Annotated in this window: 25 protein-coding genes; 14 read left to right on the top strand and 11 right to left on the bottom strand. The window is 70.7% G+C overall.

The genetic code is table 11. From position 1 onward, the window contains the following. Positions 1-26: 26 nt before the first annotated feature. Together LTL01_RS13705 and LTL01_RS13700 are read right to left on the bottom strand one after the other, a co-directional pair. A complete protein-coding gene (locus tag LTL01_RS13705; RefSeq protein WP_236968961.1) occupies positions 27-1100 on the bottom strand; it encodes a Glu/Leu/Phe/Val dehydrogenase family protein in 1074 nt (357 codons plus the stop codon). Next, entirely contained in the window at positions 1097-3073 is a 1977-nt protein-coding gene (locus LTL01_RS13700; RefSeq protein WP_236968960.1) for a heavy metal translocating P-type ATPase, read from the bottom strand. Before LTL01_RS13700 ends, LTL01_RS13705 begins: the two co-directional genes overlap by 4 nt. Positions 3074-3186: 113 nt before the next feature. On the opposite strand from LTL01_RS13700, the gene LTL01_RS13695 reads away from it, so the two are divergent. Both LTL01_RS13695 and LTL01_RS13690 read left to right on the top strand, forming a co-directional pair. Next, positions 3187-4017 (top strand): methyltransferase domain-containing protein, encoded by an 831-nt coding sequence (locus LTL01_RS13695; protein ID WP_236968959.1) that lies wholly within the window; start codon positions 3187-3189, stop codon positions 4015-4017. A gap of 5 nt (positions 4018-4022) precedes the next feature. Next, positions 4023-4499 carry a YbaK/EbsC family protein gene (locus LTL01_RS13690; RefSeq protein ID WP_236968958.1) on the top strand — a complete coding sequence of 159 codons (477 nt, stop codon included), beginning with the start codon at positions 4023-4025 and terminating at the stop codon, positions 4497-4499. Positions 4500-4636: 137 nt separating this feature from the next. On the opposite strand, the gene LTL01_RS13685 is transcribed toward LTL01_RS13690, so the two are convergent. Together LTL01_RS13685 and LTL01_RS13680 are read right to left on the bottom strand one after the other, a co-directional pair. Further along, positions 4637-5764 carry a baeRF11 domain-containing protein gene (locus LTL01_RS13685; protein ID WP_236968957.1) on the bottom strand — a complete coding sequence of 376 codons (1128 nt, stop codon included), beginning with the start codon at positions 5762-5764 and terminating at the stop codon, positions 4637-4639. Between the two features lie 461 nt (positions 5765-6225). Then, the gene (locus tag LTL01_RS13680; protein WP_236968956.1) at positions 6226-7035 is read right to left on the bottom strand and encodes an IclR family transcriptional regulator; all 810 of its coding nucleotides are present in this window, start codon (positions 7033-7035) and stop codon (positions 6226-6228) included. Positions 7036-7117: 82 nt separating this feature from the next. Between LTL01_RS13680 and LTL01_RS13675 the strand changes: the two genes are divergently transcribed. The 6 genes from LTL01_RS13675 (at position 7118) to hutI (ending at position 14617) form a co-directional block, all read left to right on the top strand. Further along, the gene (locus tag LTL01_RS13675; RefSeq protein WP_236968955.1) at positions 7118-7444 is read left to right on the top strand and encodes an STAS domain-containing protein; all 327 of its coding nucleotides are present in this window, start codon (positions 7118-7120) and stop codon (positions 7442-7444) included. 34 nt (positions 7445-7478) lie between these two features. Then, a complete protein-coding gene (locus tag LTL01_RS13670; RefSeq protein WP_236968954.1) occupies positions 7479-8042 on the top strand; it encodes a response regulator in 564 nt (187 codons plus the stop codon). Beyond that, the gene (locus LTL01_RS13665) at positions 8039-10054 is read left to right on the top strand and encodes an ATP-binding protein (protein ID WP_236968953.1); all 2016 of its coding nucleotides are present in this window, start codon (positions 8039-8041) and stop codon (positions 10052-10054) included. Before LTL01_RS13670 ends, LTL01_RS13665 begins: the two co-directional genes overlap by 4 nt. Positions 10055-10141: 87 nt before the next feature. After that, positions 10142-11710 carry a histidine ammonia-lyase gene (hutH, locus tag LTL01_RS13660; RefSeq protein WP_236968952.1) on the top strand — a complete coding sequence of 523 codons (1569 nt, stop codon included), beginning with the start codon at positions 10142-10144 and terminating at the stop codon, positions 11708-11710. Between the two features lies 1 nt (position 11711). Then, entirely contained in the window at positions 11712-13397 is a 1686-nt protein-coding gene (gene hutU / locus LTL01_RS13655; protein WP_236968951.1) for a urocanate hydratase, read from the top strand. After that, the gene (hutI, locus tag LTL01_RS13650) at positions 13394-14617 is read left to right on the top strand and encodes an imidazolonepropionase (RefSeq protein ID WP_236968950.1); all 1224 of its coding nucleotides are present in this window, start codon (positions 13394-13396) and stop codon (positions 14615-14617) included. Before hutU ends, hutI begins: the two co-directional genes overlap by 4 nt. Here the strand turns inward: hutI and LTL01_RS13645 are convergent. The 6 genes from LTL01_RS13645 to LTL01_RS13620 all read right to left on the bottom strand — a co-directional run bounded on the left by LTL01_RS13645 (position 14595) and on the right by LTL01_RS13620 (position 19691). Continuing rightward, positions 14595-15080, bottom strand: a complete 486-nt coding sequence (locus tag LTL01_RS13645) for a SixA phosphatase family protein (RefSeq protein WP_236968949.1) — start codon at positions 15078-15080, stop codon at positions 14595-14597. The two genes, hutI and LTL01_RS13645, sit on opposite strands and share 23 nt — an antisense overlap. Continuing rightward, complete coding sequence (locus LTL01_RS13640) at positions 15077-16012, bottom strand: arginase family protein (protein ID WP_236968948.1); 936 nt, start codon at positions 16010-16012, stop codon at positions 15077-15079. The genes LTL01_RS13645 and LTL01_RS13640 overlap by 4 nt, the downstream gene beginning before the upstream one ends. Before the next feature lie 33 nt (positions 16013-16045). After that, positions 16046-16387 (bottom strand): gamma-glutamylcyclotransferase family protein, encoded by a 342-nt coding sequence (locus LTL01_RS13635; protein ID WP_236968947.1) that lies wholly within the window; start codon positions 16385-16387, stop codon positions 16046-16048. An 87-nt stretch (positions 16388-16474) separates the two neighbouring features. Continuing rightward, entirely contained in the window at positions 16475-17683 is a 1209-nt protein-coding gene (locus LTL01_RS13630) for a DUF445 domain-containing protein (RefSeq protein WP_236968984.1), read from the bottom strand. A 56-nt stretch (positions 17684-17739) separates the two neighbouring features. Continuing rightward, positions 17740-18936: an acyl-CoA dehydrogenase family protein gene (locus LTL01_RS13625; protein ID WP_236968946.1), complete on the bottom strand. Its 1197-nt coding sequence runs from the start codon at positions 18934-18936 to the stop codon at positions 17740-17742. Continuing rightward, positions 18933-19691, bottom strand: a complete 759-nt coding sequence (locus LTL01_RS13620) for an alpha/beta fold hydrolase (RefSeq protein ID WP_236968945.1) — start codon at positions 19689-19691, stop codon at positions 18933-18935. The genes LTL01_RS13625 and LTL01_RS13620 overlap by 4 nt, the downstream gene beginning before the upstream one ends. A 54-nt stretch (positions 19692-19745) precedes the next feature. Between LTL01_RS13620 and LTL01_RS13615 the strand changes: the two genes are divergently transcribed. Beyond that, on the top strand, positions 19746-20150 hold the full coding sequence (locus tag LTL01_RS13615; protein WP_236968944.1) for a pilus assembly protein CpaE: 405 nt from the start codon (positions 19746-19748) through the stop codon (positions 20148-20150). A 19-nt stretch (positions 20151-20169) separates the two neighbouring features. Here the strand turns inward: LTL01_RS13615 and LTL01_RS13610 are convergent, their stop codons facing one another. Continuing rightward, the gene (locus tag LTL01_RS13610) at positions 20170-21375 is read right to left on the bottom strand and encodes an MFS transporter (RefSeq protein WP_236968943.1); all 1206 of its coding nucleotides are present in this window, start codon (positions 21373-21375) and stop codon (positions 20170-20172) included. A gap of 352 nt (positions 21376-21727) precedes the next feature. Here LTL01_RS13610 and nrdH point away from each other — a divergent pair, with 352 nt between their 5' ends. From nrdH to LTL01_RS13585, 5 genes are all read left to right on the top strand, one after another. After that, the gene (gene nrdH / locus LTL01_RS13605) at positions 21728-21961 is read left to right on the top strand and encodes a glutaredoxin-like protein NrdH (protein WP_053548782.1); all 234 of its coding nucleotides are present in this window, start codon (positions 21728-21730) and stop codon (positions 21959-21961) included. A 4-nt stretch (positions 21962-21965) separates the two neighbouring features. Beyond that, complete coding sequence (nrdI, locus tag LTL01_RS13600; protein WP_053548781.1) at positions 21966-22442, top strand: class Ib ribonucleoside-diphosphate reductase assembly flavoprotein NrdI; 477 nt, start codon at positions 21966-21968, stop codon at positions 22440-22442. Beyond that, positions 22424-24583, top strand: coding sequence for a class 1b ribonucleoside-diphosphate reductase subunit alpha (gene nrdE / locus LTL01_RS13595; RefSeq protein ID WP_053548780.1), 2160 nt, complete (start codon positions 22424-22426; stop codon positions 24581-24583). The genes nrdI and nrdE overlap by 19 nt, the downstream gene beginning before the upstream one ends. Positions 24584-24619: 36 nt before the next feature. After that, on the top strand, positions 24620-25594 hold the full coding sequence (gene nrdF / locus LTL01_RS13590) for a class 1b ribonucleoside-diphosphate reductase subunit beta (RefSeq protein ID WP_236968942.1): 975 nt from the start codon (positions 24620-24622) through the stop codon (positions 25592-25594). A 364-nt stretch (positions 25595-25958) separates the two neighbouring features. Beyond that, positions 25959-26717, top strand: coding sequence for a hypothetical protein (locus LTL01_RS13585; RefSeq protein ID WP_236968941.1), 759 nt, complete (start codon positions 25959-25961; stop codon positions 26715-26717). The last annotated feature ends 196 nt before the right edge of the window (positions 26718-26913 follow it).

Here is a 26913-nt window from a genome sequence, read left to right as displayed (position 1 = left end):
GCTGCGCGCCCCGGGGCGTGCGCGTCTCAGCCCGCCAGGGCGGGCGCTCGTCCGCCGGCGAGACGCTCGGCGGCGAGCCCCTCGGCCGCGGCGAGCGGGGTGACCCCGCGCGTCTCGGCCTCGTCGTAGATGCGCCGGAGCGTGTCGCCGATGGCGCTCACCCGCTCCATGATCGCGGGCCGGGTGCCGAGCTTTTTCGCCTCCAGATCGAGGTAGATGACGCCGCCGGCGTTGACGACGAAATCCGGGGCGTACAGGATGCCGCGCCCCGCGAGCCGCTCGGCCCCCGTCCGCGCCGCGAGCGGGTTGTTGGCCGGCCCGCACACCGCGCGGGCGTCGAGGGCGTCGATGACCTCGTCGGTGAGGACCCCGCCGATCCCGGCGGGGACGAAGACGTCGGCGGCGGCCAGGTGCTCCTCGCCGGGCGGGCACCAGCGTGCGCCGAGCTCGGCCGCGAGGTGCTGCTTGGCCGGGTTGACGTCGGTGACCGTGAGGTCCGCGCCCTCGGCGGCGAGGCGTACGGCGAGGCGCGAGCCCACCTGGCCGAGCCCCGAGATCGTGATGCGTCGTCCCGCGACGTCGTCGGAGCCGGTGATGCGCTCCAGCGTCGCGCGCAGCGATTCGTAGACACCGAGGCTCGTGGGCCCCGCGGGTTCGCCCGAGCCGCCGACGGCATCGGGGAGGCCCACGACATGGTCGGTCCGCTCGCTGACGACGAGCATGTCCTCGGTCGTCGAACCGACGTCCTCCGCCGTCCGGTACAGACCGTGCAGCGACTCGACGGCGTCGCCCAGGTCGAGGAACGCCGCACGTCGACGATCGGCATCCAGGACAGCGCCTTCCGGCAGCGCGATGACGGACTTGCCGCCGCCGGCGTCGAGGCCCGCCGCGGCGTTCTTCAGCGTCATCGCCGCCGACAGTCGCAGCGCGTCGCCGAGGGCGTCGCTCCAGTGCGGGTACGTCCACAGGCGTGCGCCGCCGAGGGCGGAACCGAGCACGGAGGAGTGCAGGGCGACCGCGAGGAACAGACCGCTCCGCCGCCCCGTGATCACCTCCACGCGTTCGTGGGTGAAGTCGGGAAGGGGCAGGGTGTGCGTCATCGCGTTCCTCTTTCGGCCGGCCTTGTGGGCTCTGCGCTGCGGATGCTGCGGCTGTGCGGCATCCGTTCTCCATTGTGCCCGACGAGGGCAGCACCGTCACGGGGGTGCGGCGTCGTCGAGAGGTCCTGCTGCCGATCCCGACCCGTGAGCGCGCGGAGGGCGTAGAGGATCGTGGCGAGGTCGACGAGCTCCTGCACGAGGGCTCCGGCGACGGCCGGGATGAGTCCGGTCGTGGCGACGAGCATGAGCCCGATGCTGAGGGCGATCCCGATGCCGATCGCGGAGAGTGCGACCCGGAGGGTGTCGCGACCGATCGCCACGGCGTCCACCACGCCGGCGAGCGAATCCTTCAGGATCACCACCGATGCCGCCTCGCCCGCCGCCGTCGCGCCTTTCGCGCCCATCGCGATGCCCACGTCCGCCGCGGCGAGCACCGGGGCGTCGTTCACGCCGTCACCGATCATGAGGACCGGGCGAGGCTGGAGCCCGGCGGCCAGCTGCACCTTGTCGGCGGGGAGGAGCTCGGCGCGCACCTCATCGATGCCCACGGCGGCGGCGACCGCCCGGGCGGTGGGCTCGGCATCCCCGGTCAGCATGACGGCGCGCTCCACGCCGTGCGCGCGGAGCCACGCGATCACGCCCGCCGATTCGGCGCGGGGGTCGTCGGCGAGGATCAGCGCCCCGGCGAACACGCCGTCGACGGCGACGTAGGCGGCGGCCTGACCGCTCGCGATCTCGACGGTCCGGGTGTCGGGGGCCAGCGACCGGACGTACCGGGGCTTGCCGACGACCACGCTGCGGCCCTCGATCGCGGCGCGCACGCCGTTGGTGGCCGTCTCCTCCGCCTCCGTCGCCGCCGAGAGGGGCAGCCCGCGCTCCTCGGCCGCGCGACGGATGCCGTCCGCCAGGACGTGTGTGGAGTACTGCTCTGCCGAGGCCGCCAGACGCAGGACGTCATCGGGCGCCCACCCGTCGGCGGCGCGCACCTCCACCACGGTCGGGTGACCCCGCGTGAGCGTCCCGGTCTTGTCGAACGCGGCGGTGCGCACCCGCGCGAGCTGCTCGATCACCGCGCCGCCCTTGATGATCACGCCCGCCCGGGCCGCGCGGGAAAGCCCGCCGAGGAACGCCACGGGGGCGGCGATCAGGAGCGGACAGGGCGTGGCGAGCACGAGCACCTCGGCGAACCGCGTCGGGTCGCCGGAAATGCCCCACGCGGCGCCGGCGATCACCAGCGACACCGCGGTGAAGGGGATCGCGAACCGGTCGGCGAGGCGCACGACCGGCGCCCTCGACTCCTGCGCCTCCCGCACGAGCGCGACGATCTGCTGGTACTGGCTGTCGGCGCTGCGCCGCAGGGCCCGCACGCGGATCGCCGCCGAACCGTTGACCGAACCCGACAGCACCTCCTCGCCCGCGGTGCGCGGCACCGGCATGCTCTCACCCGTGAGCGAGGACTCGTCCATGTTCGCGGCGGGGGAGAGGAGGACCCCGTCGACGGGGACGATCTCGGCCGGACGGATCAGCAGCACATCGCCGACCGCGACCTCGTCGGCGGGGACGTCGGTCACGGCATCCGTGCCGTCCGGTCCGGTGCGGACCCGGTGCGCGGTGCGGGGAGCGCGCTCGAGGAGCGCCGTGAGCTCGCGGTTCGCGCGGCGGCCGGCGACGTCCTCCAGCGCCTGACCGCCCGAGAGCATCAGCACGATGATGAGGGAGGCGGCGTACTCCCCGACGGCGAGGGTGGCCACCATCGCCACGACCGCGAGGATGTCCAGCCCCACGTGTCCGCGGAGGACGTCGCGGATCATCCCGACCAGCGTGAACACGATGAACCCCGACACGGAGAGGACGCTCACCCACCGTGCGGCATCCGTCTGCTCCGCGAGCGCGAGGGCGAGCGCGAGGATGCCGACGACGACGGTCGCGGTGATGATCGGATAGCGGGTGAGGGGACGCAGGAACCGGGGCACGGGGCCAGTCTCCTCCGGCGCGTGGGCGGGTGCCAGGGTCGTTGGGCCCGCGCTCTGCTGCTCCGTCGTCACACGGTGCGGCGGCGGCGGCGCGGGAGGTTACGGTTTTCTCCATGAGCGTCGTCGACCCCTACACCCACGGGCATCACGGCAGCGTGCTGCGCGTGCATGAATGGCGGACCGCGGAGAACTCCGCCGCGTACCTCCTGTCCGAGCTCCGTCCCGGAATGTCGCTGCTGGACATCGGCTCCGGACCCGGGACGATCACCGCCGACCTCGCCGAGATCGTCGCACCCGGCGCCGTTCGCGGCCTCGACGTCTCCGCCGAGGTCGTCGCGCGCGCCGAGCAGCTCGCCACCGCCCGTGGGCTGTCGAACCTCACCTTCGCGGTCGGCAACGCCTACGACATCGACGCCCCGGACGGGAGCGTCGACGTCGTCCACGCGCACCAGGTCCTCCAGCACCTGTCGCGCCCGATCGAGGCGCTCCGCGAGTTCGGACGCGTGGCGGGACCCGACGGTCTCGTCGCCGCGCGCGACGTCGACTACGAGGGGACGTCGTGGTTCCCTCGGCTTCCCGCGCTCGACGAATGGTTCACCGTGTACCTCGCCGTGCACCGCGCCGTCAGCGGGGCCCCGGATGCCGGGCGGCGCCTGAAGGCCTGGGCGCGCGAGGCCGGGTTCACCGACATCCGATCCTCCGCAGATCTGTGGCTGTTCGAGTCGCCCGAGGACCGCGCGTGGTGGGGTGGGGCGTGGGCGGAGCGGGCGGTGCACTCCGATTTCGCCGACCACGCCCGACGGCTCGGAGCCGCCGACGACGCGGCGCTCCAGCGGATCGCCGACGGGTGGCACGAGTGGAGCACGCACCCGGACGGATGGCTCCTCATGCCGCACGGGACGCTCCTCGCCCGCGGCGCCGGGTCGGTCGGAATCGTAGGCTGAACACCGTGACCGACAACCTCCACCCGCGCAGCCGGATCGTCGCCGACCGCCTCGCCGAAGCCGGCATCCCCGGGAAGATCGTCGTGCTCCCGGATGCCGCCTCCACCGCCGCCCTCGCCGCCGCCGCCCTCGGGATCGAGGTCGGAGCGATCGCCAACAGTCTGGTGTTCCTCGCCGACGGCGAACCGCTCCTCGTCATGACGAGCGGCGCCCACCGCGTGGACACCGCAGCCCTGGCGGAGCGGATCGGACGGACGCGGATCACCCGCGCGAGCGCCGACGATGTCCGCGCCGCGACCGGTCAAGCGATCGGCGGAGTCGCCCCCACCGGGCACCCCGCGCCGCTGGAGACGCTCGTCGACCGCGACCTGGCGGACTACGACGAGATCTGGGCCGCCGGTGGGACGCCTCACACGGTGTTTCCGCTGACCTTCGACCAGCTCGTCGCCCTCACCGGAGGAACGGTCGTCCAGGTCGACTGACCCGCGCGGGACCGCCGGGCCTCGGCCCGCGGCTCACGCGTCGAAAACGCGGGAGATCCCGCAGCGTTCCCACCCCGGGGGTGGGCGTGGTGCCCGGATCTCCCGCGTTCTCAACCGAAAAACCGGGGCGGTGCGGCTCAGGTGCCGAGGGGGAAGCGGAACGTGGCCGCCACCGGAGAATCGCCCACGAGGTCCTCGCGGCGGACGGCGCGGACGCGCCCACCGGTGCGGAGCACCCGGGCTGCGATCTCGTCGACCAGCGCGTAGGTCGCCGCTCCGGCATCCGGTGCCGGCGTGATCGTGCCGAACTCGTCGATGTGGCCTTCGGCGGTGTCGTCCATGTCGAACAGCAGCTCGGCGACCGCCGCCGCCGTCGCCGCGCGAGCGACCTCGGCGAGGTCGGAGGAGCCGAGGCCCTCGGCCTGCTGCGTGCCGAGATGCTCCCGCCATTCGGCGAGCTCTTGCGCGTGCTGGGCGTCGAGGATCTCCCGGACGGCCGCCGACAGTGTCTCGTCATCGAGCGATTCGGGGTGTACCGAGATGCCGTCCTCGAGAAGCAGGGGATGGGTGTTCACCGCGCGGTAGGCGGGGACGAGGTCGGTCGCCGCCGCGAGGATCACGGGAACGTCGTCGGGCACGATCGGGCGCACGAGCACTTCGACGGCACGGGCATAGCGCTCGCGTTCGATGCGGTCGCCGGTCGCGCCGTCGGCGCGGGGGATGTCGGCCTGTCCGTCGGTGGCCGTCTTCTCGAGCATCATCGCGTGGTCGTCGGGGAGGTCGAGGGCGTGCTCCCGCGGCCGGTGATCCGGGCCGATCTCGACGAGGCGCGCCGAGCCCTGCGACAGCAGGACGACGAAGGCGCGGTTCGGGAACGCGACCGAGCGCAGGAGTGCGCCCGTGTCGAAGCGATCGCCGACGGCGACGTGGTCGGTGACGGTGTTCGCGAGTCGGTGGGCCTGCACGCGCCCGGGCGCGGCGAGCACGACGAGCGAGCGGGACTGCTGCTCCCAGAACTCCGGGTCATCCAGCAGGCCGCGGAGCTCCTCGACGACCCGTGCGGCTTCGATCGCCTCGGAGCGGGACAGCTCCAGCGTCGCGATCTGGCGTTCGGCCTCGTCGATCGCGTTCCGCAGGCCCAGAGCGACGCGTTCGTGGTCGCTCGGCAGAGGAGAGGACGCGATCGTCAGCGTCACACTCACGGGGTGACGGTGATCGATCAGCTCGAGGAGGTCGGCAGGGGTCGGGATGTCGGCGGTGAGCATGCCCCCACGGTAGGCAGGTCGCCGGGGGCTCTGCAGGGGGTTGCCGACCGCCGCCGGATCGTCTATCCACGCGCGGTGCCGACGGTCGGCGGTGTGGCGGGGAGCAGCACGCCGGAGCGGGGTCGACGCGTCGAGAACGCGGGAGATTCCGGAGCATCAGGGGCTCGGCAGGGGGCGACGTGCCGGGATCTCCCGCGTTCTTCGCGCGCCAGGGGTCATGCCGTCGCGCGGGGCACCTCGATCGCGGTGACGGCGGCGGCGGCCGACCACGCCCGGGGCCGGCAGGCGGCGGGGTAGTGGTGCGCGCGCCCGCGGGCTGAGCGGTCAGCGCGTGAAACGACGGGGAGATTCCGGCTGCCTGGGGCCCCGGCGGGGGATGACATGTCGAAATCGCCCCGGGGTTTGACGGGAATGACGGGGCTCAGGGCTAGACGGGGCTCGGGGCTAGACGGGGCTCAGGGCTAGACGGGGCCCCCGGATGAGGGCGTGCCGTAGAGGCATCGGGAGAGCTCGCGCGCGGCGTGGCCGGCTTCGGCGGCGAGGTGCTCCGGGTCTCGCGGCAGCTCCTCCGGCCACGTCACGGCGATCGCGGCCGCCGGCCATCCGGTGTGGTCGAGCACGGCGACGCCCACCGACCGGAGCCCGAGCGTGACCTCTCCGTCCTCGGTCGCGAACCCGCGGGCCCGCACCTCGCGCAGCACCTCGCGCAGCTCGGTGGGTCGCGACGGGCCGCGACCGGTGCGGTCGGCGAACGAGGCCGCATCCGGGAAGAGCGCCCGCACCTGCTCGCGCGGAAGGGCCGCGAGCATCGCGCGACCGCTCGCGGTGAGGTGCGCGGGAAGACGGACGCCGACGTCGGTCACGAGCGCGGGCCGGCGCGGCGCCCGCTCCTCGACGAGGTAGAGCACGTCGCGCCCGGTCATGACGGCGAGGTGCGTGCTCTCGCCCGTCCGGTCCGCGAGGGCTGCGACCAGCGGGCGACCGAGATGGGCGAGGGGCTCCTGCCGGGCGAACCCACCGGCGAGTTCGAAGGCGGCGGTCCCGAGCCCCCAGCGGCGTTCGTCCGCGAGGTGCACGACGAAGCCGTGAGCCTCCAGCACCCTCAGCAGGTGATAGACGCTCGAGCGGGGGATGCCGAGGTGCGCGGTGATGGTCTGCGCGGCGATCGGGCCCCGCTGACGCGCGAGGAGCGACAGGATCCGCAGTGTCTGATCGGCGGCGGGAACCTGCGGCTTGTCCGGCGTGCGATCCCGCCGGTCGGGGATGCTCATCGCGTCACAGCTTGCCAGAGGGCTACCCTCGCGCGTGATAAAGCGTATAAAGGCGTATAAAGTACCGGGGGAGGGAGTCGTCATGCATCTCACCGTCAGCCGGGAGCCGGAGCTCATCGCCGTGACCGTCAGCGGGCGCTTCGACGCGCACCGTGTCGACGAGTTCGAACGGAGTGTGGTCGCCCTCGTCGACGACACGCGCCCTCATGTCTACGTCGATCTGTCCGAGGTCGAGTCGATGGACGCCGCGGCCGTGGAGGTGCTCGTCCGCACCCGCGAGGCAGTGCTCGCCCACTCCGGGACGATGACGATCGTCGAGGTCTCCGACGCCGTGCGGACCGTCCTCGCGCAGACGCGCCACGAGGGCGACTTCCGCGTCTCCCGTTCGCCGCAGCGGCTGCGCGCGTGAGCGGGGGCGTCATGACTCCTGGCGGGCCGAGAGCATGATCGCCAGCGCGGACCTCGTCGCCCGCATCCGGCGCGCCACCGGCGACACCCAAGAGGGCCTCGCCCGCCGCCTGGCGGTGTCGTTCCCCACGATCAACGCGTGGGAGCGGGGTCGGAGCGAACCGAGCGCGAAGCATCGATCGGCGCTGGAGGCCCTCGCGGCGGAACTGGACATCGTGCACGAATTCGCCGTCATGGTGATCGACGACGATCCCGTCACAGCTGCTCTCGTCGAAGCCGCCGCCACCGAGTTCGGCGGTGCCGTCTCGGTGCATTCGGCGGTGAACGGCTGGGAGGGTCTGGTGACCTGCGGCGCGGTGAAGCCGCGACTGCTCTTCCTCGACATCATGATGCCGGGGATCGACGGGCTGGACGTCGCCCGACGGCTGCCCGCCATCCCCGATCTCGCCGATCTGCGCGTGGTCTTCGTCACGGCATCGCAAAGTCCTGACATCCTCGCCCGGGCCGCGGCGCTCGGCAACGCGGTGATCTCCAAGCCCGTGGAATTGGATACGTTGGCCGAGGTGATACGGAACACGATGGAACCGTCCCGCCGATGAGCGGACAGCGGTCCGAGATCCTCGGCGACATCGTCCTGCGCCTTCCGCTGGCGGTGTACCGCACGACGATCGACGGCCGCTTCGTCGCCGGCAACGACGCACTGGTGCGTCTCCTCGGCGCCGAGACGTTCGGCGACCTCGCCGCGATCCACGCGCGCGAGATCTACGCCGATCCCGCGCGTCGCGAGTGGCTGATCCGGCGCGCTCAGGCCGGAGAGCCCATCCCCGTGGAAGACCTGCAGATCCGACGCTTCGACGGAGGACTGCGCTGGGTCCGGATCAGTTCCCACTCGGTGCGCGGAGATGACGGCGAGATCGCGTACTTCGAGGGGGTGATGGAGGACGTCACGACACTCCACGCCGTGGACTCCCAGCTGCAGCGCTCGAACGAGCTGCTGGACACCCTGACCCGCATGCAGGGGCAGTACATGGCGGGCGTCGACGCCGGCGAACTGTTCGACGGGCTGCTCGAAGACCTCCTGCGCGTCACCGGCAGTGCGTACGGGTTCATCGCCCAGGTCCTCCACGACGCCGACGGTCCGTTCCTGCGGACCTGGGCGATGACCGACATCTCCTGGAACGACACCACCCGCGAGCTGTACGCGCGATACGGTCCGCGTGGCATGGAGTTCCACAATCTCGACACGCTCTTCGGCCGCGTCGTCACAGACGGCGTTCCCGTGATCTCCAACACACCGCTCACCGACCCGCGCGCGGAGGGGCGCCCCGACGGGCATCCGCGCTTGGATTCGTTCCTCGGGGTGCCGATCCGTCGCGGAGACGCCGTGGCGGGGGTGGTCGCGCTGGCCAACCGCGACGGCGGATTCGACGAGGAGCTGGTGCACTTCCTCGCGCCGCTCGCCGCGACGGTCGGCAGCCTGATGGAAGCTGCGACGGTCGACCGCGAACGGATGGAAGCCGAACGACGCCAGGCGCATCACAAGGAACTGCACCGCCTGATCGTGGAAGAGGCCGCGGACGCGATCGTCACCTTCCGCGCCGACGGCCGGATCGTGCTGGCCAACCGCGCGTCCCGGGAACTCGTCGGGGCTCGCCGAGCGAATCTCATCGGCGCCCGAGTCTGGGCGTTCCTGCCGCCGGGCCACGCCCGGTCGTACGTGCGGCGCGCCGCGCACGCGGTCGACACCGGGACGAGCATGGAGATGCAGCTGCGCGGACTCGACGGCGTCGTCCGCCCGGTGGAGGTCACCTTCGTCCGGGGGCACTACGACGACGACGACGTCACGACCGTCATCGTGCGCGACATCGCCGCGCACAAGGAGATCGAGTCGGCGCTCCGCGACGCGCGGGACACCGCGGAGAACGCCGCACGGGCGAAAGACGAGCTGCTCGCGGGCGTCAGCCACGAGCTCCGGTCGCCCCTCACCGCGGTCATCGGACTCAGCTCCGTCCTCGACCGCGAGATCTACGGCCCTCTGACCGATCGCCAGCGGGCGTTCGTGACCCAGATCGGCGACAGCGGACGCCACCTGCTCGAGGTGATCACCACGATCCTCGACTTCGCGAAGGAGGAGTCGGGGCGGGGGGACCCTGTGCTGTCCGCGTGCGACGTGGCCCCGATCGTCGCCGAGGCGCGGGGTGTCGTCGATGATCTCGCGGTCCGCCGGGGGCTCTCGGTGGTCGTCGACGTCCCGGCGGAGCTGCCGTGCATCCGGGTCGACGCGGTGCGGTTCCGTGCGGCGCTGATCAATCTGCTCGCCAACGCCGTCAAGTTCACCCCCGCCGGCGGCACGATCGGCGTGCGCGCCCGCCATGCGGACGATGAGGTGCGGGTCACCGTGTGGGACACCGGCGTCGGGATCGCCGCCGACGATCTCGAGCGCATCTTCGAGCCCTTCGAGCAGGGGGACTCGTCCCTCTCGCGAAAGTACGAGGGCACGGGACTCGGTCTGACCCTCAGTCGGCGCCTGATCGAGGCGATGGGCGGCACGCTCACCGTGACGAGCGAAGTGGGGCGCGGCTCCGCGTTCGCGATCGTCCTGCCCGCCTGACCGCGTTCCCGGCGGGAGTCTGTGATCTCAGACACAGGATGCCGTGCAGGCCTTCGCTCGGCGGCGGCGCTGCGGTGAGATCGACCCATGAGCACCGCCGTCGCCTCCCCGTCCGCGCGCACCGTCGAGATCGGCGACGCCACGCTGCGGCCCGCGGACGTCGTCGCCGTCGCGCGTCACGATGCTCCAGTGGTCGTGAGCGCGGCTGCCCGGTCGCGCATGGCCGCCTCCCGCGCGGTGATCGACGCGCTCGCCGAGGACGCCCGCCCGCACTACGGCATCTCGACGGGATTCGGCGCGCTCGCGACGACCTTCATCCCCGCCGAGCGCCGGGTCGCCCTGCAGGCGAGCCTCATCCGCTCGCACGCGGCGGGCACCGGAGCGGAGGTCGAGCGCGAGGTCGTCCGCGCGCTTCAGCTGCTGCGCCTGCAGACCCTCGCCACCGGTCGCACGGGTGTGCGTCCGGTCGTCGCGGAGACCTACGCCGCGATGCTCAACGCCGGCATCACGCCCGTCGTCCGCGAGTACGGCTCGCTCGGCTGCTCGGGCGATCTCGCGCCGCTGTCGCACGTCGCGCTCGCCGCGACGGGGGAGGGAGAGGTGCGCGACGCCGACGGTGTGATGACGGATGCCGCGGCCGCGCTCGCCGAGGCCGGCATCCGTCCGCTGATCCTGGCGGAGAAGGAGGGCCTCGCCCTCATCAACGGCACCGACGGCATGCTCGGGATGCTCCTCCTCGCTCTCGCCGACCTGGAGACGCTGCTGGAGACCGCCGATGTCGCGGCGGCGATGTCGGTGGAGAGCCAGCTCGGCACCGACGCGGTGTTCGCCGCCGACCTCATGGCGCTGCGCCCTCAGGACGGTCAGGCGCGGTCGGCCGCGAACCTCCGCGCCCTCCTCGCCGACTCCGAGATCGTCCGCTCGCACCGCGATCCCGCCGCGTGCACCCGGGTGCAGGACGCGTACTCGCTCCGCTGCTCTCCGCAGGTGCACGGCGCCGCGCGCGACACCCTCGATCACGCACGGCGCGTCGCCGACCGGGAACTCCTGTCCGCCGTGGACAACCCGGTGCTCACCGCCGACGGTCAGGTGCGCTCCAACGGCAACTTCCACGGCGCCCCCGTGGCCTACGTTCTGGACTTCCTCGCGATCGCCGTCGCTGACCTCGCCTCGATCTCGGAGCGGCGGACCGACCGTGCGCTGGATCCTGCCCGCAGTCACGGACTCCCGCCCTTCCTCGCCCACGAGGTCGGGGTGGACTCGGGCCTGATGATCGCGCAGTACGCCGCCGCCGGGATCGTCTCCGAGCTCAAGCGCCTCGCGGTCCCGGCATCCGTGGACTCCATCCCGTCCTCGGCGATGCAGGAGGATCACGTGTCGATGGGATGGGCGGCGGGTCGGAAGCTCCGCCGCGGCGTCGACGGGCTCGCCCGGGTGCTCGGCATCGAGGTGCTCACCGCGGCCCGCGCCCTGGACCTCCGCGCCCCGCTCGCTCCGGCGCCGCGCACCGCCCGGGTCCGCGCTCTGCTGCGGGATGCCGGCATCGACGGCCCCGGCACGGACCGCTTCCTCTCGCCCGACCTCGAGCGGGTGGCCGCGCTCGTCAGCTCCGGGGCGGTCGCCCGCGCCGGCATCCCCGAATCCACGAAGGAGTGAGATGACCACCGCATCCGACACCACGACCGCCGCCCCCGAGCCGGCCGCCCGCGCGATCCGCGCCCCGCGCGGCCCCGCGCGCACCGCGAAGAGCTGGGGCGCCGAGGCTGCCAAACGCATGCTGATGAACAACCTCGATCCCGAGGTCGCCGAGCACCCCGAAGACCTCGTCGTCTACGGCGGCACCGGACGCGCCGCACGCTCGTGGGCGGCGTACGACGCGATCGTCCGCACGCTCGACGAGCTGGAGCCTGATGAGACGCTCCTTGTGCAGTCCGGAAAGCCGGTCGGGGTCTTCCGCACCCACACGTGGGCGCCGCGCGTGCTGATCGCGAACTCGAACCTCGTGGGCGATTGGGCGACGTGGCCGGAGTTCCGCCGGCTCGAGCAGCTGGGGCTGACGATGTACGGGCAGATGACCGCCGGCTCCTGGATCTACATCGGCACCCAGGGCATCCTCCAGGGAACCTACGAGACCTTCGCCGCCGTGGCGCGCAGCCTCGGACGCGACGACCTCTCGGGCACCCTCACCCTCACCGGCGGATGCGGCGGTATGGGCGGTGCGCAGCCGCTCGCGGTGACGCTCAACGGCGGTGCGGTGCTCATCGTCGACGTCGACGAATCCCGCCTGGAGCGCCGGGTCGCCCACGGCTACCTCGACGTGCACACCACCGACCTCGACGCCGCCGTCGCGCGGGTGATCGCGGCGAAGGACGCCGGTGAAGCACTCTCGGTGGGGGTGGTGGGCAACGCCGCCGAGGTGTTCCCGGCCCTTCTCGCCCGCGGCGTCCCGATCGACATCGTCACCGACCAGACGAGCGCGCACGATCCGCTGGCCTACCTTCCGGTCGGCGTCTCCGTGGACGAGTGGCGCGCGCGGGCCGAGGCCGATCCGGCGGACTTCACCGCTCGTTCCCGCCGGTCGATGGCGGCGCAGGTGGCGGCGATGGTCGGGTTCCAGGATGCCGGGGCCGCCGTGTTCGACTACGGCAACTCGATCCGCGCGGAGGCCGAACTCGGCGGGTTCGACCGCGCGTTCGCCTTCCCCGGATTCGTGCCGGCCTACATCCGACCGCAGTTCGCCGAGGGTCGGGGTCCGTTCCGCTGGGTGGCGCTCTCGGGTGATCCCGACGACATCCGCAAGACCGATGAGGCCGTGAAGGCGCTGTTCCCCGAGAACGCCGCCCTCGTGCGCTGGTTGGAGAAGGCGGGCGACAGCGTGCACTTCGAGGGCCTTCCCGCGCGGATCTGCTGGCTCGGCTACCAGGAACGGCACCTGGCGGGGCTGAGGTTCAACGACATGGTGGCCTCGGGCGAGCTGTCGGCACCGATCGTCATCGGACGCGACCACCTCGACGCGGGGTCGGTCGCCTCTCCATACCGCGAGACGGAGGCGATGGCCGACGGCTCCGACGCCATCGCCGACTGGCCGCTGCTCAACGCGCTGCTGAACACCGCGTCCGGTGCGTCGTGGGTCTCGATCCACCACGGCGGCGGGGTCGGCATCGGTCGGAGCATCCACGCGGGGCAGGTCATCGTCGCCGACGGTACCCCGGAGGCGGCGGAGAAGCTCGCCCGCGTGCTCGTGAACGATCCCGGTACCGGAGTCATGCGCCACGTGGACGCCGGGTACCCGCGCGCCGCGGAGGTCGCCCGCGAGCGCGGCCTGCAGGTGCCGATGTGGTGACCGGCGAATCCGGAGCACCCGACCTCCTCGTCACCGGGATCGGCGAGCTGACGACGAACGTCTCGACACCCGACGACGTCTGCGGAACGATCCACGACGCCGCCGTCCTCGTCCGCGCGGGCATCGTCGCGTGGACCGGACCCGCCGCCGATGTTCCGGATGCCGCCTCCGCCGTGCCGGTCGTGGACGTCGACGGAGCCGCCGTCATTCCGGGGTTCGTGGACAGCCACACCCACCTCCTGTTCGGGGGCGATCGGAGCGAGGAGTTCATCGCCCGGATGGCCGGTCGGCCGTATGCGGCGGGCGGTATACGCTCCACCGTGGCGGCCACGCGGAGCGCGACCGACGCCGAGCTGCGTGCTCGGCTCCGGGCGCTCGTCGCCGAGCTCCGCGCGCAGGGGACGACGACGTTCGAGATCAAGACCGGCTACGGGCTGACGGTCGCCGACGAGGAGCGCCTCGCCCGCCTCGCGCGGGAGGTGACGGAGGAGGTCACGTTCCTCGGTGCGCACGTCGTCCCCGAGGAGTTCCAGGACGACCCCGACGCGTACGTCGACCTCGTCGCAGGTCCGATGCTCGATGCGGTCGCGTCGCACTGCCGATGGATCGACGTCTTCTGCGAGCGGGGCGCCTTCACCCCCGCGCAGGCGGACCGGGTGCTCGCGGCGGGCGCGGCCCGAGGCCTCGGCATCCGCGTGCACGGCAATCAGCTGGGCCCGGGCGAGGGGGTGCGTCTCGCCGTCGCGCGGGGCGCGGCATCCGTCGATCACGGCACGTATCTCGACGACGTCGACATCGCCGCGCTCGCCGGGAGCGACACCGTGCTGACGCTCCTCCCGGGGGTGGAGTTCTCGACGCGGCAGCCCTACCCGGATGCGCGGGCGCTGTGGGATGCCGGCGTGACGATCGCGCTGGCCAGCGACTGCAACCCCGGCTCGAGCTTCACGAGCTCGATGCCGCTGATGATCGCCCTCGCCGTCCGCGAGATGGGGCTCACCCCCGACGAGGCGGTGTGGGCGGCGACCGCGGGGGGTGCGGCGGCGCTGCGGCGCGAGGACGTGGGCGTGCTGCGGCCGGGAGCTCGAGCCGACCTCGTGGTGCTGCGTGCGCCGACGCGCGCGTACCTCGCCTACCGCCCCGGTGTCCCGCTCATCGAGGGCATCTTCAGCGGCGGGCGCGGCGTCGCCGGGAGCGCGCTCAGCGCGGTGCGTCGAAGCTGAACGACACCGGGTCGACGGCGTCCACGACATCCCAGGACGTCTCGGCCCACGTGAAGACGGCGACGGCGCACGTCGGCATCCGGTCGATGCGATCGCGGGACAGGCGCGCGGCGAGCACCGTCAGGCCCGGGTCGTGGGCGACGAGGGTGACCCGCTGCAGCCCGCTCTCGGCCGCGACCGCGAGCAGTGTGGACGCCGAAGCCGCGTACAGCCGCTCCTCGAGGCGGAGCGGTGCGTCCAGCGCGTACGAGAACGCCTCGGCGGTCGTGCGGGCCCGCAGCGCCGTGCTGGAGATGACCGCCTCGGGCCAGAAGCCGGTCTCGACGAGCTGACGCGCCATGCGCGGGGCGTCGCGCTCGCCGCGCTCGTTGAGGGGGCGATCGTGGTCGTCGATGTCGGGATCGCCCCAGTCCGACTTGGCGTGGCGGACGAGGGCGAGCTGGATGCCGGGTGCGGGGGTCATGCGGATCCTCTCGGTCGCCGGGCGAGGCCGGCGAGCAGGTCGAGCACGCAGAGCGCGGCCAGCCGCACCGTCCGTGCATCGGGGGCGTCGGATGCCGCATCGACCTCGACGATGTCGGCGGAGCGGAGACGCGGGTCGCGCGCGAGCGCCCGTGCGAGGCGGCGCAGGGTGTCGGCGGAGAGCCCCCCGGGGACGGAGGCCGGGCACCCCGGCGCCACCGAGCGATCGCACACGTCGACGTCGATGTCGAGGTGGATGCCCCCGGGATCGGAGTCCGCATCCCCGCCGCCGGCGATCGACAGGGCCTCGGTGACGACGTCCGCCTCGGGCCGGGAGCGCAGCTCGTCCAGGGTGATGACGGTGATGCCGAGATCGGCGGCGCGCCGCGCGTACGCGGCGGAATTGGCGAAGTCGGCGATGCCGACCTGCACCACGCGGGTGGGGTCGAGCCCGCCCTCGACGAGGCGGCGGACGGGGGAGCCGTTGGAGATCCCGTCGCGGAGGTCGAAGTGGGCGTCGATCGTGATGAGACCCGTGGCCTGCGCCCCCCGGGCGACGGGGACGGTCGCGGCGTTGTCGCCGCCGAGGGCGATGACGAGGTCGGCCGAACCGGAGATCTCGTGCACGCGCGCCGCGGCCCGCTCCTCCCCGTCCGCGCCGTCGGGGTCCGCGACGTCGCCGGCGTCGAGGATCCGCAGCACCGACGTCAGGTCGACGGGCGGCGGTCCGAGGAGCGTCGGGCTGTAGCGCCGGAGGGCCTCGCGCACCGCGGCGGGCGTCGTGTGCGCGGCCGTCGGGGAGAGCGACGTGCGCCACGTCGGCACGCCGACGATCACCGCGGTGGCGGCATCCGTCTCGCGATCCTCGTGCGCGGACCACGCCGGCCAGCCGCCGGCCCGGGGCCACAGCGGATCGACGGCGAGCGCGCTCATTCCGCCACGATAGCCCCCCGGGGTACCCGGGTGTCAGTGGGACACGTACGCCCATGCGCGGCGGCCGCTGCGCAGCACCACGGCCACGCGGCGGTAGAGCGGCGCCTGATACTCGTCGCACGCGTCCAGCTCGTCGTCGTCGACGGGGAGGACGGTGCCGGTGACGTTGTCGAGGTGCTGGCCGGTTTCGCGCAGGACCGGCTGCACGGAGCGTCTCGTTGCTTCCCCGACGCGCGGATCGACGATCTCGACGTAGTCGACGGTGAAGCCCCCGAGGACATCGTCGGTGCCGGTCAGCCGTCGCCCGAACACATCGAGCTGCACCTGCGGATCCTGCAGCGTCCCGTACGTGAAGAGGAGGTGATCGGCGCCCACGAGGTCACCGTAGCCTGCGGTGCGGCCGTTGTCAGCGGCGCCGTCACACGACGTCCTCACACGATGTCGTGGACCGCGTCGCGCGACTCAGCCGCCGAAAAGGGCGTGGGCGATCGTGTAGATGGTCAGGCCCGCGAGGGAGCCGATGATCGTGCCGTTCAGACGGATGTACTGGAGATCGCGACCGACCATCAGCTCGATCTTGCGGGTGGTCTCCTTCGCGTCCCATTTCTCCACCGTGTCGGTGATGATCGAGGCGATGTCGTGGCGGTAGCGGTCGACGAGGAAGACCGCGGCGTCGGTCACCCACGTGTCGACGCGGCGCTGGAGCGCGGCATCCGTCGTCAGGCGCGTGCCGATCTCGGTCACGGCCGACAGCGCGCGCCGGACGAGGCCGCTGTCCGGGTCGGCGAGGGCGGCGACGAGGCCGGTCTTCGCGGTCTCCCAGGCCTGCGCGGCGAGCTCGCGGACGCGGGGGCTGTCGAACACCGTGACCTTGGCGTCTTCGAGGCGGCCGATCGTGGCGGGGTCGTGCTGCAGATTGTCCGCGAGGCGGGCGAGGTAGCCGTCGATGGCGAGACGCGCCGGATGCTGCGGGTCGGCCTGGACGGCGGCGACGAACTTCAGCGCCTCGTTGTAGACGGTGTCGTCCACCAGGCGCTGGGCGATGCTCGGCACCCACGAGGGGAGGCGCCGTGAGACGAGACCGGTGAAGGCGGCGTGGTTCTCGTTCAGCCAGGTGCCGATGTTGTCCACGCCCATGTCGACCGCGCCGTGGTGGGCGCCGGCGTCGAGCACACGGGAGAGCCATGCGCCGACGCCCGGGCCCCATTCGGGCGAGATCAGATGCTCGCGGGCGAGCGACTCGATGACGTCGCCGACCTCGTCGTCGCTGAGGGCTTGGAGGATGCCGGAGGCCATCGTGGAGGCTTCGGCGACGACGCGTTCCGCGTTCGCGGGCGCGGCCAGCCACTCGCCGAGGCGCGAGGCGATGGCCGTGGACTCCAGCTTCTGCCGCACCACGTCGCCGCGGAGGAACTCCGTCTCGACGAATTCGCCGAGCGTGCGTCCGATCTCGTCCTTCCGCCTCGGGATGATCGCGGTGTGCGGGATGGGGATCCCCATCGGATGCCGGAAGAGCGCCGTCACGGCGAACCAGTCCGCCAGGGCCCCCACCATTCCCCCCTCGGCCGCCGCGCGCACGTAGGCGAGGGCGGGGACGTCCTGCTGGAGCGGGAAGGAAATGACGAAGACGACCGCCATGAACAGCAGCGCCCCGAGCGCGACCGCCTTCATGCGGCGAAGACCCCGGCGGCGTTCCTCGTCGGCCGGGCTGAGGACGACGGAGCCGGTCACTTCTCCACCGGTCCGAGCCACGCCGTCGCCGAGGTGGCGTGGGCGGACTCGGGGTCGGAGGGGTGGAACATCCCGGCGAGGACGTCGCGGTACAGGCGCCCGAGCTCGCTGCCCGAGAAATAGGACGCGCCGCCCGCGACGAGGATCGCCTCGTCGACGATCTGCTTGGCGGTGGTGACGGCGCGGTGCTTCAGCCCCGACAGCAGCGCGAACCAGCGTGCGCCGTGGTCCGTCCGCGCGTCGATGTCGTGCGCGATCGCGGCCAGCTGCGGCGGGAGGCCGTCGTACGCGATCCCCATCTCGGCCACGCGCCAACGGATGTCGGGATCCTGGCTGTAGGTCGCGCCGGTCTTCTTCGAGGTCCGACGGTGGGCCGTCGCCACGGCGACGTCGATCGCGCGGCGGGCGATGCCGGTGTAGACGGAGGCGATGAGCAGCTCGAACACCGCGAAGATCCCGAAGACCAGCGGGTCGGGCTGAGGGCCGGGCTCCAGCCGCCGGACGACGCGGTCGGCCGCGGCGCGGGCGCCGTGCAGCTCCGTCGTGCGCGACTGCGTGCCGCGCATGCCGACGGTGTCCCAGTCGTCGCGGATGCGGACCCGTCCGGCATCCGTCTCGTCCCGCGGGAGGAACGCGAAGACCATCCGCGGCGCGTCGGGCGAGGTGGTGTCGAGCCCGTGGAGGCCGAGCTGGGTCCACACGGGGGAGAGGGTGGTGAAGATCTTCGTCCCGGTGAAGGCGTAGCCGCCGTCGCCCGTGGGGGCGGCCTCGGTGTCGCTGCCGAAGAGCACGAGGTCGTTGCCGGCCTCGCTGATGCCGAACGCGAACACCTCGCCCGCGACGGCGCCGGTCTGCACGAACCGGAGGTCGTCGATCCCGCGGTCGGCGAGGAGCTTCGCCACCCCCGTCCAGATGAGGTGCATGTTGATCGCGAGCGCGGTGGCGGGCGCCGCCGTGGCCAGGCGCTGCTGGAGGACGGATGCCGCGGCGAGGTCGAGCCCCGCACCGCCGAGGTCTGCGGGCACGAGGATCGCCAGGTACCCGCGCTCGCGGAGCTCGGCGAGATCGTCCTCGGGGAAGGTGTTGTCGCGGTCGTGCGCGGCGGCCCGGGCGCGGAAGCGCTCCAGAAGGTCGTCGGGGAGGATCGCGGCGGGATCGAACGGTGCGGCGGCGGGGGACGGGGACACGGTCATGACAGGACCTCCAGAAGGGCCCGCACGGTCTCCTCGGGCTTGTCGCGATGGGGGGAGTGGCCGGCGCCCGCGACGATCGTCATCGTGATCTGCGGGTTCGCCTCGACCACGGCCTCGGCGGGCTTGCCGGCGAAGATCGAGTAGACCTTCGGGTCTGAGGCGATCACGTGGGTGGGGACGGTCAGCGCGGCCGCAGCATCCGTCACGTCCCACTCCGGGTTCTGCGCGCTCGTCTGCTCGACCGCCCACCGGCTCGCCTGCTGCGCGGACAGGGCCTTCAGCTCGACGTCGTGCGGATGCCAGGTCGGGTGGGCGGCGCGGACGGCGGCCGGCGACGGGTCGGCGAAGGACTCCTCCTGGCTCGCGCGGACGATGCCGCGGTCGCGCGGGGTCAGCGCGATCGCCGGGTCGATGAGGATCAGGCGCCGGGCCCACGTCGCGTCGGCGGCGGCGGCGAGGGTGGCGGCCGCGCCGCCGAGGGAGTGCGCGACGACGAGGTCCCACGGCCCGCCGTCCTCCGGGTGCGCGTGCGCCAGATCGGCCGCGTAGGCGTCGAGGGTGTAATCCAGCGCCCGGGGCGCCGTGCCGTGACCCCGCAGATCGACGGCGTCCGCCCGCCAGCCCGCGTCGGCGAGGGCGACGCCGTAGCGCCACATCAGCGCGCCGTTCGAGCCGAGGCCGTGCACGAGGAGCGCGCGGCGGGCCGAGCCCGGCGCGCCCCAGGAGCGGCGGGGGAGAAGCACGGGGGAAACCATGCGATCAGCCTACGAGCGGCCCCGGCCCCCGGCATCCACGCGAAGATGGTTCGCATGATCTCGACAGAACGGGCGATCGACCTCCGCCAGGCGGGCCTGGTGTGGCACCCGCGCTCGGGCGACCGTTTCCAACTGGACGAGCCCGAGTTCGAGGCGGACGTCTTCACGGTCAGCGAGATGACGGTGGAGCCCCGCGACTACCCGACCGGCAGCATCCTCGCCTTCAACGGCACGACGGAGTGGGCGCTGGATTCGGTCGCGCTCGAGGACGCGCTGTGGCTCCCGCACGAGCACCAGCTGCGCGAGATGCTCCGCGGCACCTTCCGGTCGTTGCGGCGCCTGGCCGACACCCACGAGGTCGAGATCGTCGTCGGCGAGGAGCGCCTGGTGTTCGAGCACCCCGAACCCGCCGACGCGTACGCGCTCGCCGTCCGCGAGATGCTCCGCCGCATCGGCTGAGCGCGGCACCTCCGCGCGGTCAGGTGATCGTGGCGACGGGCGCGGTGTCGGGCATCGGGCTCGCGTCGCGTCCGCGGAGGTCCGGGAAGCCGCGGACGAACACGACCGAGACGACGAGTCCCATCGCGGCGAAGATCGTCGCCGCAAGGTAGGCGCCGGTGGGGCCCACCCCGTCGATGAGGAACCCGGCGACGGCGGATCCCGCGGCCGCACCGATGAGCTGACCGGTGCCCACCCAGCCGAAGGCCTCGGCGGTGTCGCTGAACTTCACGCTCGCCGAGGTCATCGCAAACAGGACCGCCAGCGCGGGCGCGACGCCGAGACCGGCGAGCACGAGGGTGCCGCCGAGCCACCAGACGTTCAGCGACACCATCGTGAGGGCGAGTCCGACCGTGACGATGCCGAGCCGCCGGGCCATCGCCCAGCGTCCGATCGGGATGTGGCCGAACCCGAGGCCGCCGGCGAGGCTTCCGACGGCGAAGACGGCGAGGACCAGGCCCGCTTCCAGCCCGTCGTGCCCGAACGTGGCGACGACCCCCGCCTCGACGGCGGCGCACGCGCCGATGAGGAGGAACCCGACGACCGTGGCGAGGATGATCGGGGGCTTGGTCATGACGGTGCCGATGCTGCGGCGGCTCCGGGGAATCCGCACGCGACCGACCTCGGGGGAGAGGATGAACCACGCCCCGCCGAGGAGGAGGATCACCACGATCAGCAGCAGCGCCGGCACGGTGCCGACCTGGGTGGCCACGACCGTGATGACGACGGGCGCGAGGATCCAGATGATCTCCTGCAGCGACGCGTCGAGCGAGAACAGCGGGGTCAGCTGGCGGCCGGTGACCATCTTCGGATAGATCGTCCGGACGGCCGGCTGCACCGGCGGCGTCGACAGGCCGGCGATCAGGCCGAGCGCCATGTACGCGGGAAGCACCATCTCGACCAGGGCGACGGTCGTGATGGCCGTGGCGCACACGATCAGGGTGAGGGTGAGGACCTTCCGCATGCCCCAGATGCCCATCCAGCGGCTGGTGACGGGGCCGGCGATGGCCTGACCGATCGAGGTCGCGGCGAGGACGAGGCCGGCCGCTCCGTAGGAACCCGTCTCGCGTTCGATGTAGAGCAGGAGCGCCAGGCTCGTCATCCCGTTGGGGAAGCGTGCAGTCAGCTGTGCCGCCATGATGCGCCCCACGCCCGGGGTGCGCAGGAGATCCCGATAGCCCGCCACCAGGACACGCTAGCGCGACACGCCCCGACACGCCGTGGGCGTCCATCCACAGGGAATCGGATGTCGGTGGCCCGGCGTAGCGTCCGATCTGTGGACAACCTCGGAGGCGTCGGAGGAAACCCCCGTCATCCGGCGGTTTTCCTCGTGTCCGGCGGAGCGGCCGGCTGTGGATGAAACGGTGGAGAACCTGTGTTGTACATGGGGATGACGGTGGAAAATCACACGGATGTAACTACTACCCCTTGTGGTGCTATCCGATGTCCGTACCCATATGTAGTATTGGACTCCCGGCGGGGGCCAGCCCGAGAACTGACCGGAATCACCCGGACGACAACGACAGAAATGGATCGACATGGCGATCACGGTGTACACCAAGCCTTCGTGCGTGCAGTGCACGGCCACCTACCGCGCGCTGGACTCGAAGGGCATCGACTACGAGATCCTCGACCTCTCCGAGGACCCGTCGGCGCTCGAGCAGGTGAAAGCACTCGGCTACATGCAGGCGCCCGTCGTCATCACCGACGAGGACCACTGGTCGGGCTTCCGTCCCGACAAGATCGACGAGCTCGCCTCGCGTCTGGCCTGATCCCATGGCAACCGCGATCGCGCAGCGACCCGCGGTTGCCGACCCGGCGACCGCGGGACCTCTGCTGGTGTTCTTCTCCAGCATCTCGGGCAACACCGCCCGCTTCGTCGAGAAGGTCGTCGCCACCGGCGGCATCCGCTCGCTCCGGATACCGTTGCATGCGACCGAACCGCCGCTCGTCGTCGACGAGCCGTACATCCTGGTCACCCCCACCTACGGGGGCGGTCAGGGGAGGGGCGTCGAGAAGGGCGCGGTTCCCAAGCAGGTCATCCGCTTCCTCAACGACGAGCGAAACCGGAGCCTCATCCGCGGGGTCATCTCCGCGGGCAACACCAACTTCGGCGAGCATTTCTGCTTCGCCGGTGAAGTCATCAGCCGCAAGTGCCGTGTGCCGCACTTGTACCGGCTCGAAGTTTTCGGCACGCCAGAAGACGTGGATCGCGTGAGCGACGGATTGGAACGATGGTGGAAGCAGCAGTGAAGGATCAGGCGCCGTTCAAGTTGGACGCGCGGTTCGAGGGCCTCGATTACCACGCCCTCAACGCGATGCTGAACCTGTACGACGCGGACGGGAAGATCCAGTTCGACGCCGACAAGCGCGCGGCGCGGGAGTATTTCCTGCAGCACGTGAACCAGAACACGGTCTTCTTCCACTCCCTCAAGGAGCGCCTCGACTACCTGGTCGAGAAGGAGTACTACGAGGGATCCGTCCTGGAGAAGTACCCGTTCGAGTTCATCCAGGAGCTCAACGACCTCGCCTACTCGAAGAAGTTCCGCTTCGAGACCTTCCTCGGAGCGTTCAAGTACTACACCAGCTACACGCTGAAGACCTTCGACGGCAAGCGCTACCTCGAGCGGTTCGAGGACCGTGTCGTGATGACCGCCCTCGGCCTCGCCGACGGCGACCAGAAGCTCGCGACCGCGCTCGTGGAGGAGATCATCTCCGGCCGCTTCCAGCCGGCGACGCCGACGTTCCTCAACTCCGGCAAAGCCCAGCGCGGCGAGCTGGTGTCGTGCTTCCTCCTGCGCATCGAAGACAACATGGAGTCGATCTCGCGCGGCATCAACTCCTCGCTGCAGCTGTCCAAGCGCGGCGGCGGCGTGGCGCTCCTGCTGTCGAACATCCGCGAGTCGGGGGCTCCGATCAAGCAGATCGAGAACCAGTCCTCCGGCATCATCCCGGTCATGAAGCTCCTCGAAGACAGCTTCAGCTACGCCAACCAGCTCGGAGCCCGCCAGGGTGCCGGCGCGGTGTACCTCAGTGCCCACCACCCCGACATCATGCGGTTCCTCGACACCAAGCGCGAGAACGCGGACGAGAAGATCCGCATCAAGACGCTGTCGCTCGGCGTCGTGGTGCCCGACATCACCTTCGAGCTCGCAAAGAACGGCGAGGACATGTACCTGTTCTCCCCGTACGACGTCGAGCGCGTGTACGGCGTGCCCTTCGGTGACATCTCCGTCACGGAGAAGTACCGCGAGATGGTCGACGACGCTCGCATCAAGAAGACCAAGATCAATGCGCGCGAGTTCTTCCAGACCCTCGCTGAGATCCAGTTCGAGTCGGGCTACCCGTACATCATGTTCGAGGACACGGTGAACCGGGCCAACCCCATCAAGGGCCGGATCAACATGTCGAACCTCTGCAGCGAGATCCTGCAGGTGAACACGCCGACGACGTACAGCGAAGACCTCTCCTACGCCGAGATCGGCAAGGACATCTCCTGCAACCTCGGCTCGATGAACATCGCCCTGTCGATGGATGCCGACGACCTCGGTCAGACGGTCGAGACCGCCATCCGGGCCCTCACCGCGGTGAGCGATCAGAGCCACATCACCTCTGTCCGCTCGATCGAGGACGGCAACGACCGCTCCCACGCGATCGGCCTCGGCCAGATGAACCTGCACGGCTACCTCGCCCGCGAGCACGTGCACTACGGCTCGGTCGAGGGTCTCGACTTCACGAACATCTACTTCTACACGGTGCTGTTCCACGCGCTGCGGGCATCGAACAACCTCGCCATCGAGCGCGGGCGCGCCTTCGACGGCTTCGAGGACTCCACCTACGCCAGCGGCGAGTTCTTCGACAAGTACATCGAGCGCGCATGGGTTCCCGAGACCGAGAAGGTCAAAGAGCTCTTCGCCGGCAAGCACATCCCCACGCAGGACGACTGGATCCAGCTGAAGGCGTCGATCCAGAAGCACGGGATCTACAACCAGAACCTGCAGGCGGTGCCCCCGACCGGGTCGATCTCGTACATCAACAACTCCACGAGTTCGATCCACCCGATCGCGTCGAAGATCGAGATTCGCAAAGAAGGCAAGCTCGGCCGCGTCTACTACCCGGCGCCGTTCATGACGAACGACAACCTGGAGTACTACCAGGACGCGTACGAGATCGGCTACGAGAAGGTCATCGACACGTACGCCGCCGCCACCCAGCACGTGGACCAGGGCCTGTCGCTGACGCTGTTCTTCAAGGACACCGCCACCACGCGCGACATCAACAAGGCGCAGATCTACGCCTGGCGCAAGGGCATCAAGACGATCTACTACATCCGCCTGCGGCAGCTGGCGCTGGAGGGCACCGACATGACCGAGTGCGTCTCCTGCATGCTGTGACCCGCTGAGATCCGCTGAGCACCGAGAGAGAACCCCATGGCTGAGAAGCTGCAACTGCTGAACCACGTGCAGGCCATCAACTGGAACCGCATCGAGGACGACAAGGACCTCGAGGTCTGGAACCGCCTCGTGAACAACTTCTGGCTGCCCGAGAAGGTGCCGCTGTCCAACGACATTCAGTCGTGGAACACGCTCACCCCCGAAGAGCAGCTGGTGACGATGCGGGTCTTCACGGGCCTGACGCTGCTGGACACCATCCAGGGCACCGTCGGCGCCGTCGCGCTGATCCCCGACGCGATCACGCCGCACGAGGAGGCGGTGTACACCAACATCGCCTTCATGGAGTCGGTGCACGCCAAGAGCTACTCCTCGATCTTCTCGACCCTGTGCTCGACGAAGGAGATCGACGAGGCGTTCCGCTGGTCGGTGGAGAACCCGAATCTGCAGAAGAAGGCGCAGATCGTCATGGAGTACTACCGTGGCGACTCACCGCTCAAGCGCAAGGTCGCCTCGACCCTGCTGGAGAGCTTCCTGTTCTACTCGGGCTTCTACCTCCCGATGCACTGGTCCTCGCGGGCGAAGCTCACCAACACCGCCGACCTCATCCGCCTCATCATCCGTGACGAGGCCGTGCACGGCTACTACGTCGGGTACAAGTTCCAGAAGGGTCTCGAGAAAGTCGACGAGGCCACCCGTCAGGACATCAAGGACTACACGTTCTCGCTCCTGTACGAGCTCTACGACAACGAGGTGCAGTACGCGCAGGACCTCTACGACGGCATCGGCCTGACCGAGGACGTCAAGAAGTTCCTGCACTACAACGCCAACAAGGCCCTGATGAACCTCGGCTACGAGGCGATGTTCCCGGCGACCACGACCAACGTGAACCCGGCGATCCTCTCGGCCCTGTCGCCGAACGCTGACGAGAACCACGACTTCTTCAGCGGGTCGGGTTCGTCGTACGTCATCGGCAAGGCCGAGGCCACCGAAGACGAGGACTGGGACTTCTAGAAGTTCCAGATCGGCCCCGGCCCAAATAGGGCGGCTGAGAGGCCCGGACCCGCAGGATTCTGCGGGTCCGGGCCTATTTCGTGCCTTCTCTCAGCAGACGGAGGAGGACTCAGATGGACATCGGTGGCCGTTCGGTCGGGCATGCAGGGGGCACGTGCGCTCCTTTCGTATGGGTAAGACAGCATCGCGAAGCTGGAGTTCGGAGTTCACATGCTCCTGATCTCGTGCCCCAACGTGCCCCTCGCGACGTGCGAGCTGGCTCAAAGACCGCGAAATTCCGCGGCTCAGCGCCTTTGCGCCGCACGAGGGGCACGGCAGGGCACGGCAGGCCGGCGGCGTCCACACAGGTGCATGGGAGGGCATGATGAGCACGTCGAAGCGGGAACCGTGGGGTCGGTCGCGGAAGCTTCCCTCTGGTCGCTGGCAGGCTCGATACCCGGGCCCAGACGGGCAGACCTATACCGCTCGCACGGCCGCGGATAAGCCGCTCACCTTTGTGAGTAAGGCGGATGCGCGCACGTGGCTCGCCGCCACCCACACCTTGATAGCGCGCGGCGAGTGGCAACCACCATCCATGCTTGCGGCGCAGCGCCGGGAGGAAGCAGATCGGGAGCGGGCCCGCTCCGTTACATTCTCCGAGTATGCAGAGGGATGGATCGCGAGAATACGTACGGAGCCGAAGAAGAACGGAAAGCAGCGTGCCGTCGGCACCGTTCGCTCCTACAAGAGCAAGGTCGACGGCTACCTGATTCCCGAGTTCGGTGACTTGCCGGTCCGCGAGATCGACGCGGAGCGCATCAGGTTGCTGACCCTCCGCCTCGACAGCATTCCGTCGCCCCTGAACCCGAGGTCGAAGTTCAACGGGGTTACGCGTCCCGTGTTGACGGTGCTGTTGATGCTGCTCCGGCAGGCCGCTCGGGACAGGGTAATCCCGGCAGTACCTACGGTGACGCTTCCGCGCCAAGAGGCACCTCACGGAACTTTGATTCTTGAGGTATCAGCCTCGGAAGACAACCCATGCTCCAGCGCGAGTCTGCTTGCGCCGATGATGCCCGCCTTCTTGCCCGTGATCGATTGCACGATCGAGAGGTTCTTGGTCGCGAGTGGCGCACAGCCGGCGTAAATGACTTCGCGGACGCCGGCGGTGAGCTGCTCTCCGTCATCACCATCGATCCACCGATGGTGATGACGGAGGGGTTGATGATACCCACACATGTCGTGAGCACATCGCCGATGTCGCGACCTCCTGGGGCAGCTGAGAGGACCGGGCCCGCAGGATTCTGCGGGTCCGGGCCTCTTTCGTGCCTTCTCTCGAGTCA

The organism is Microbacterium aurantiacum, assembly GCF_021654035.1.
Classification (GTDB): domain Bacteria; phylum Actinomycetota; class Actinomycetes; order Actinomycetales; family Microbacteriaceae; genus Microbacterium; species Microbacterium aurantiacum.
Note: the sequence above shows the minus strand (reverse complement) of the source record. Positions and strands in the feature narration are given on the sequence as shown.

Bases quoted from the DNA above. Each gene is read 5' to 3' on its own strand.
- LTL01_RS13705 (WP_236968961.1), bottom strand. From the start codon at position 1,100: ATGACGCACACCCTGCCCCTTCCCGACTTCACCCACGAACGCGTGGAG.
- LTL01_RS13680 (WP_236968956.1), bottom strand. From the start codon at position 7,035: ATGAGCATCCCCGACCGGCGGGATCGCACGCCGGACAAGCCGCAGGTT.
- LTL01_RS13625 (WP_236968946.1), bottom strand. From the start codon at position 18,936: ATGACCGTGTCCCCGTCCCCCGCCGCCGCACCGTTCGATCCCGCCGCG.
- LTL01_RS13685 (WP_236968957.1), bottom strand. From the start codon at position 5,764: ATGCTCACCGCCGACATCCCGACCCCTGCCGACCTCCTCGAGCTGATC.
- LTL01_RS13670 (WP_236968954.1), top strand. From the start codon at position 7,479: ATGATCGCCAGCGCGGACCTCGTCGCCCGCATCCGGCGCGCCACCGGC.
- LTL01_RS13665 (WP_236968953.1), top strand. From the start codon at position 8,039: ATGAGCGGACAGCGGTCCGAGATCCTCGGCGACATCGTCCTGCGCCTT.
- LTL01_RS13585 (WP_236968941.1), top strand. From the start codon at position 25,959: ATGAGCACGTCGAAGCGGGAACCGTGGGGTCGGTCGCGGAAGCTTCCC.
- hutU (WP_236968951.1), top strand. From the start codon at position 11,712: ATGACCACCGCATCCGACACCACGACCGCCGCCCCCGAGCCGGCCGCC.
- hutH (WP_236968952.1), top strand. From the start codon at position 10,142: ATGAGCACCGCCGTCGCCTCCCCGTCCGCGCGCACCGTCGAGATCGGC.
- LTL01_RS13615 (WP_236968944.1), top strand. From the start codon at position 19,746: ATGATCTCGACAGAACGGGCGATCGACCTCCGCCAGGCGGGCCTGGTG.
- nrdH (WP_053548782.1), top strand. From the start codon at position 21,728: ATGGCGATCACGGTGTACACCAAGCCTTCGTGCGTGCAGTGCACGGCC.
- LTL01_RS13640 (WP_236968948.1), bottom strand. From the start codon at position 16,012: ATGAGCGCGCTCGCCGTCGATCCGCTGTGGCCCCGGGCCGGCGGCTGG.
- nrdF (WP_236968942.1), top strand. From the start codon at position 24,620: ATGGCTGAGAAGCTGCAACTGCTGAACCACGTGCAGGCCATCAACTGG.
- LTL01_RS13620 (WP_236968945.1), bottom strand. From the start codon at position 19,691: ATGGTTTCCCCCGTGCTTCTCCCCCGCCGCTCCTGGGGCGCGCCGGGC.
- nrdE (WP_053548780.1), top strand. From the start codon at position 22,424: ATGGTGGAAGCAGCAGTGAAGGATCAGGCGCCGTTCAAGTTGGACGCG.
- LTL01_RS13675 (WP_236968955.1), top strand. From the start codon at position 7,118: ATGCATCTCACCGTCAGCCGGGAGCCGGAGCTCATCGCCGTGACCGTC.
- LTL01_RS13695 (WP_236968959.1), top strand. From the start codon at position 3,187: ATGAGCGTCGTCGACCCCTACACCCACGGGCATCACGGCAGCGTGCTG.
- LTL01_RS13630 (WP_236968984.1), bottom strand. From the start codon at position 17,683: ATGAAGGCGGTCGCGCTCGGGGCGCTGCTGTTCATGGCGGTCGTCTTC.
- LTL01_RS13645 (WP_236968949.1), bottom strand. From the start codon at position 15,080: ATGACCCCCGCACCCGGCATCCAGCTCGCCCTCGTCCGCCACGCCAAG.
- nrdI (WP_053548781.1), top strand. From the start codon at position 21,966: ATGGCAACCGCGATCGCGCAGCGACCCGCGGTTGCCGACCCGGCGACC.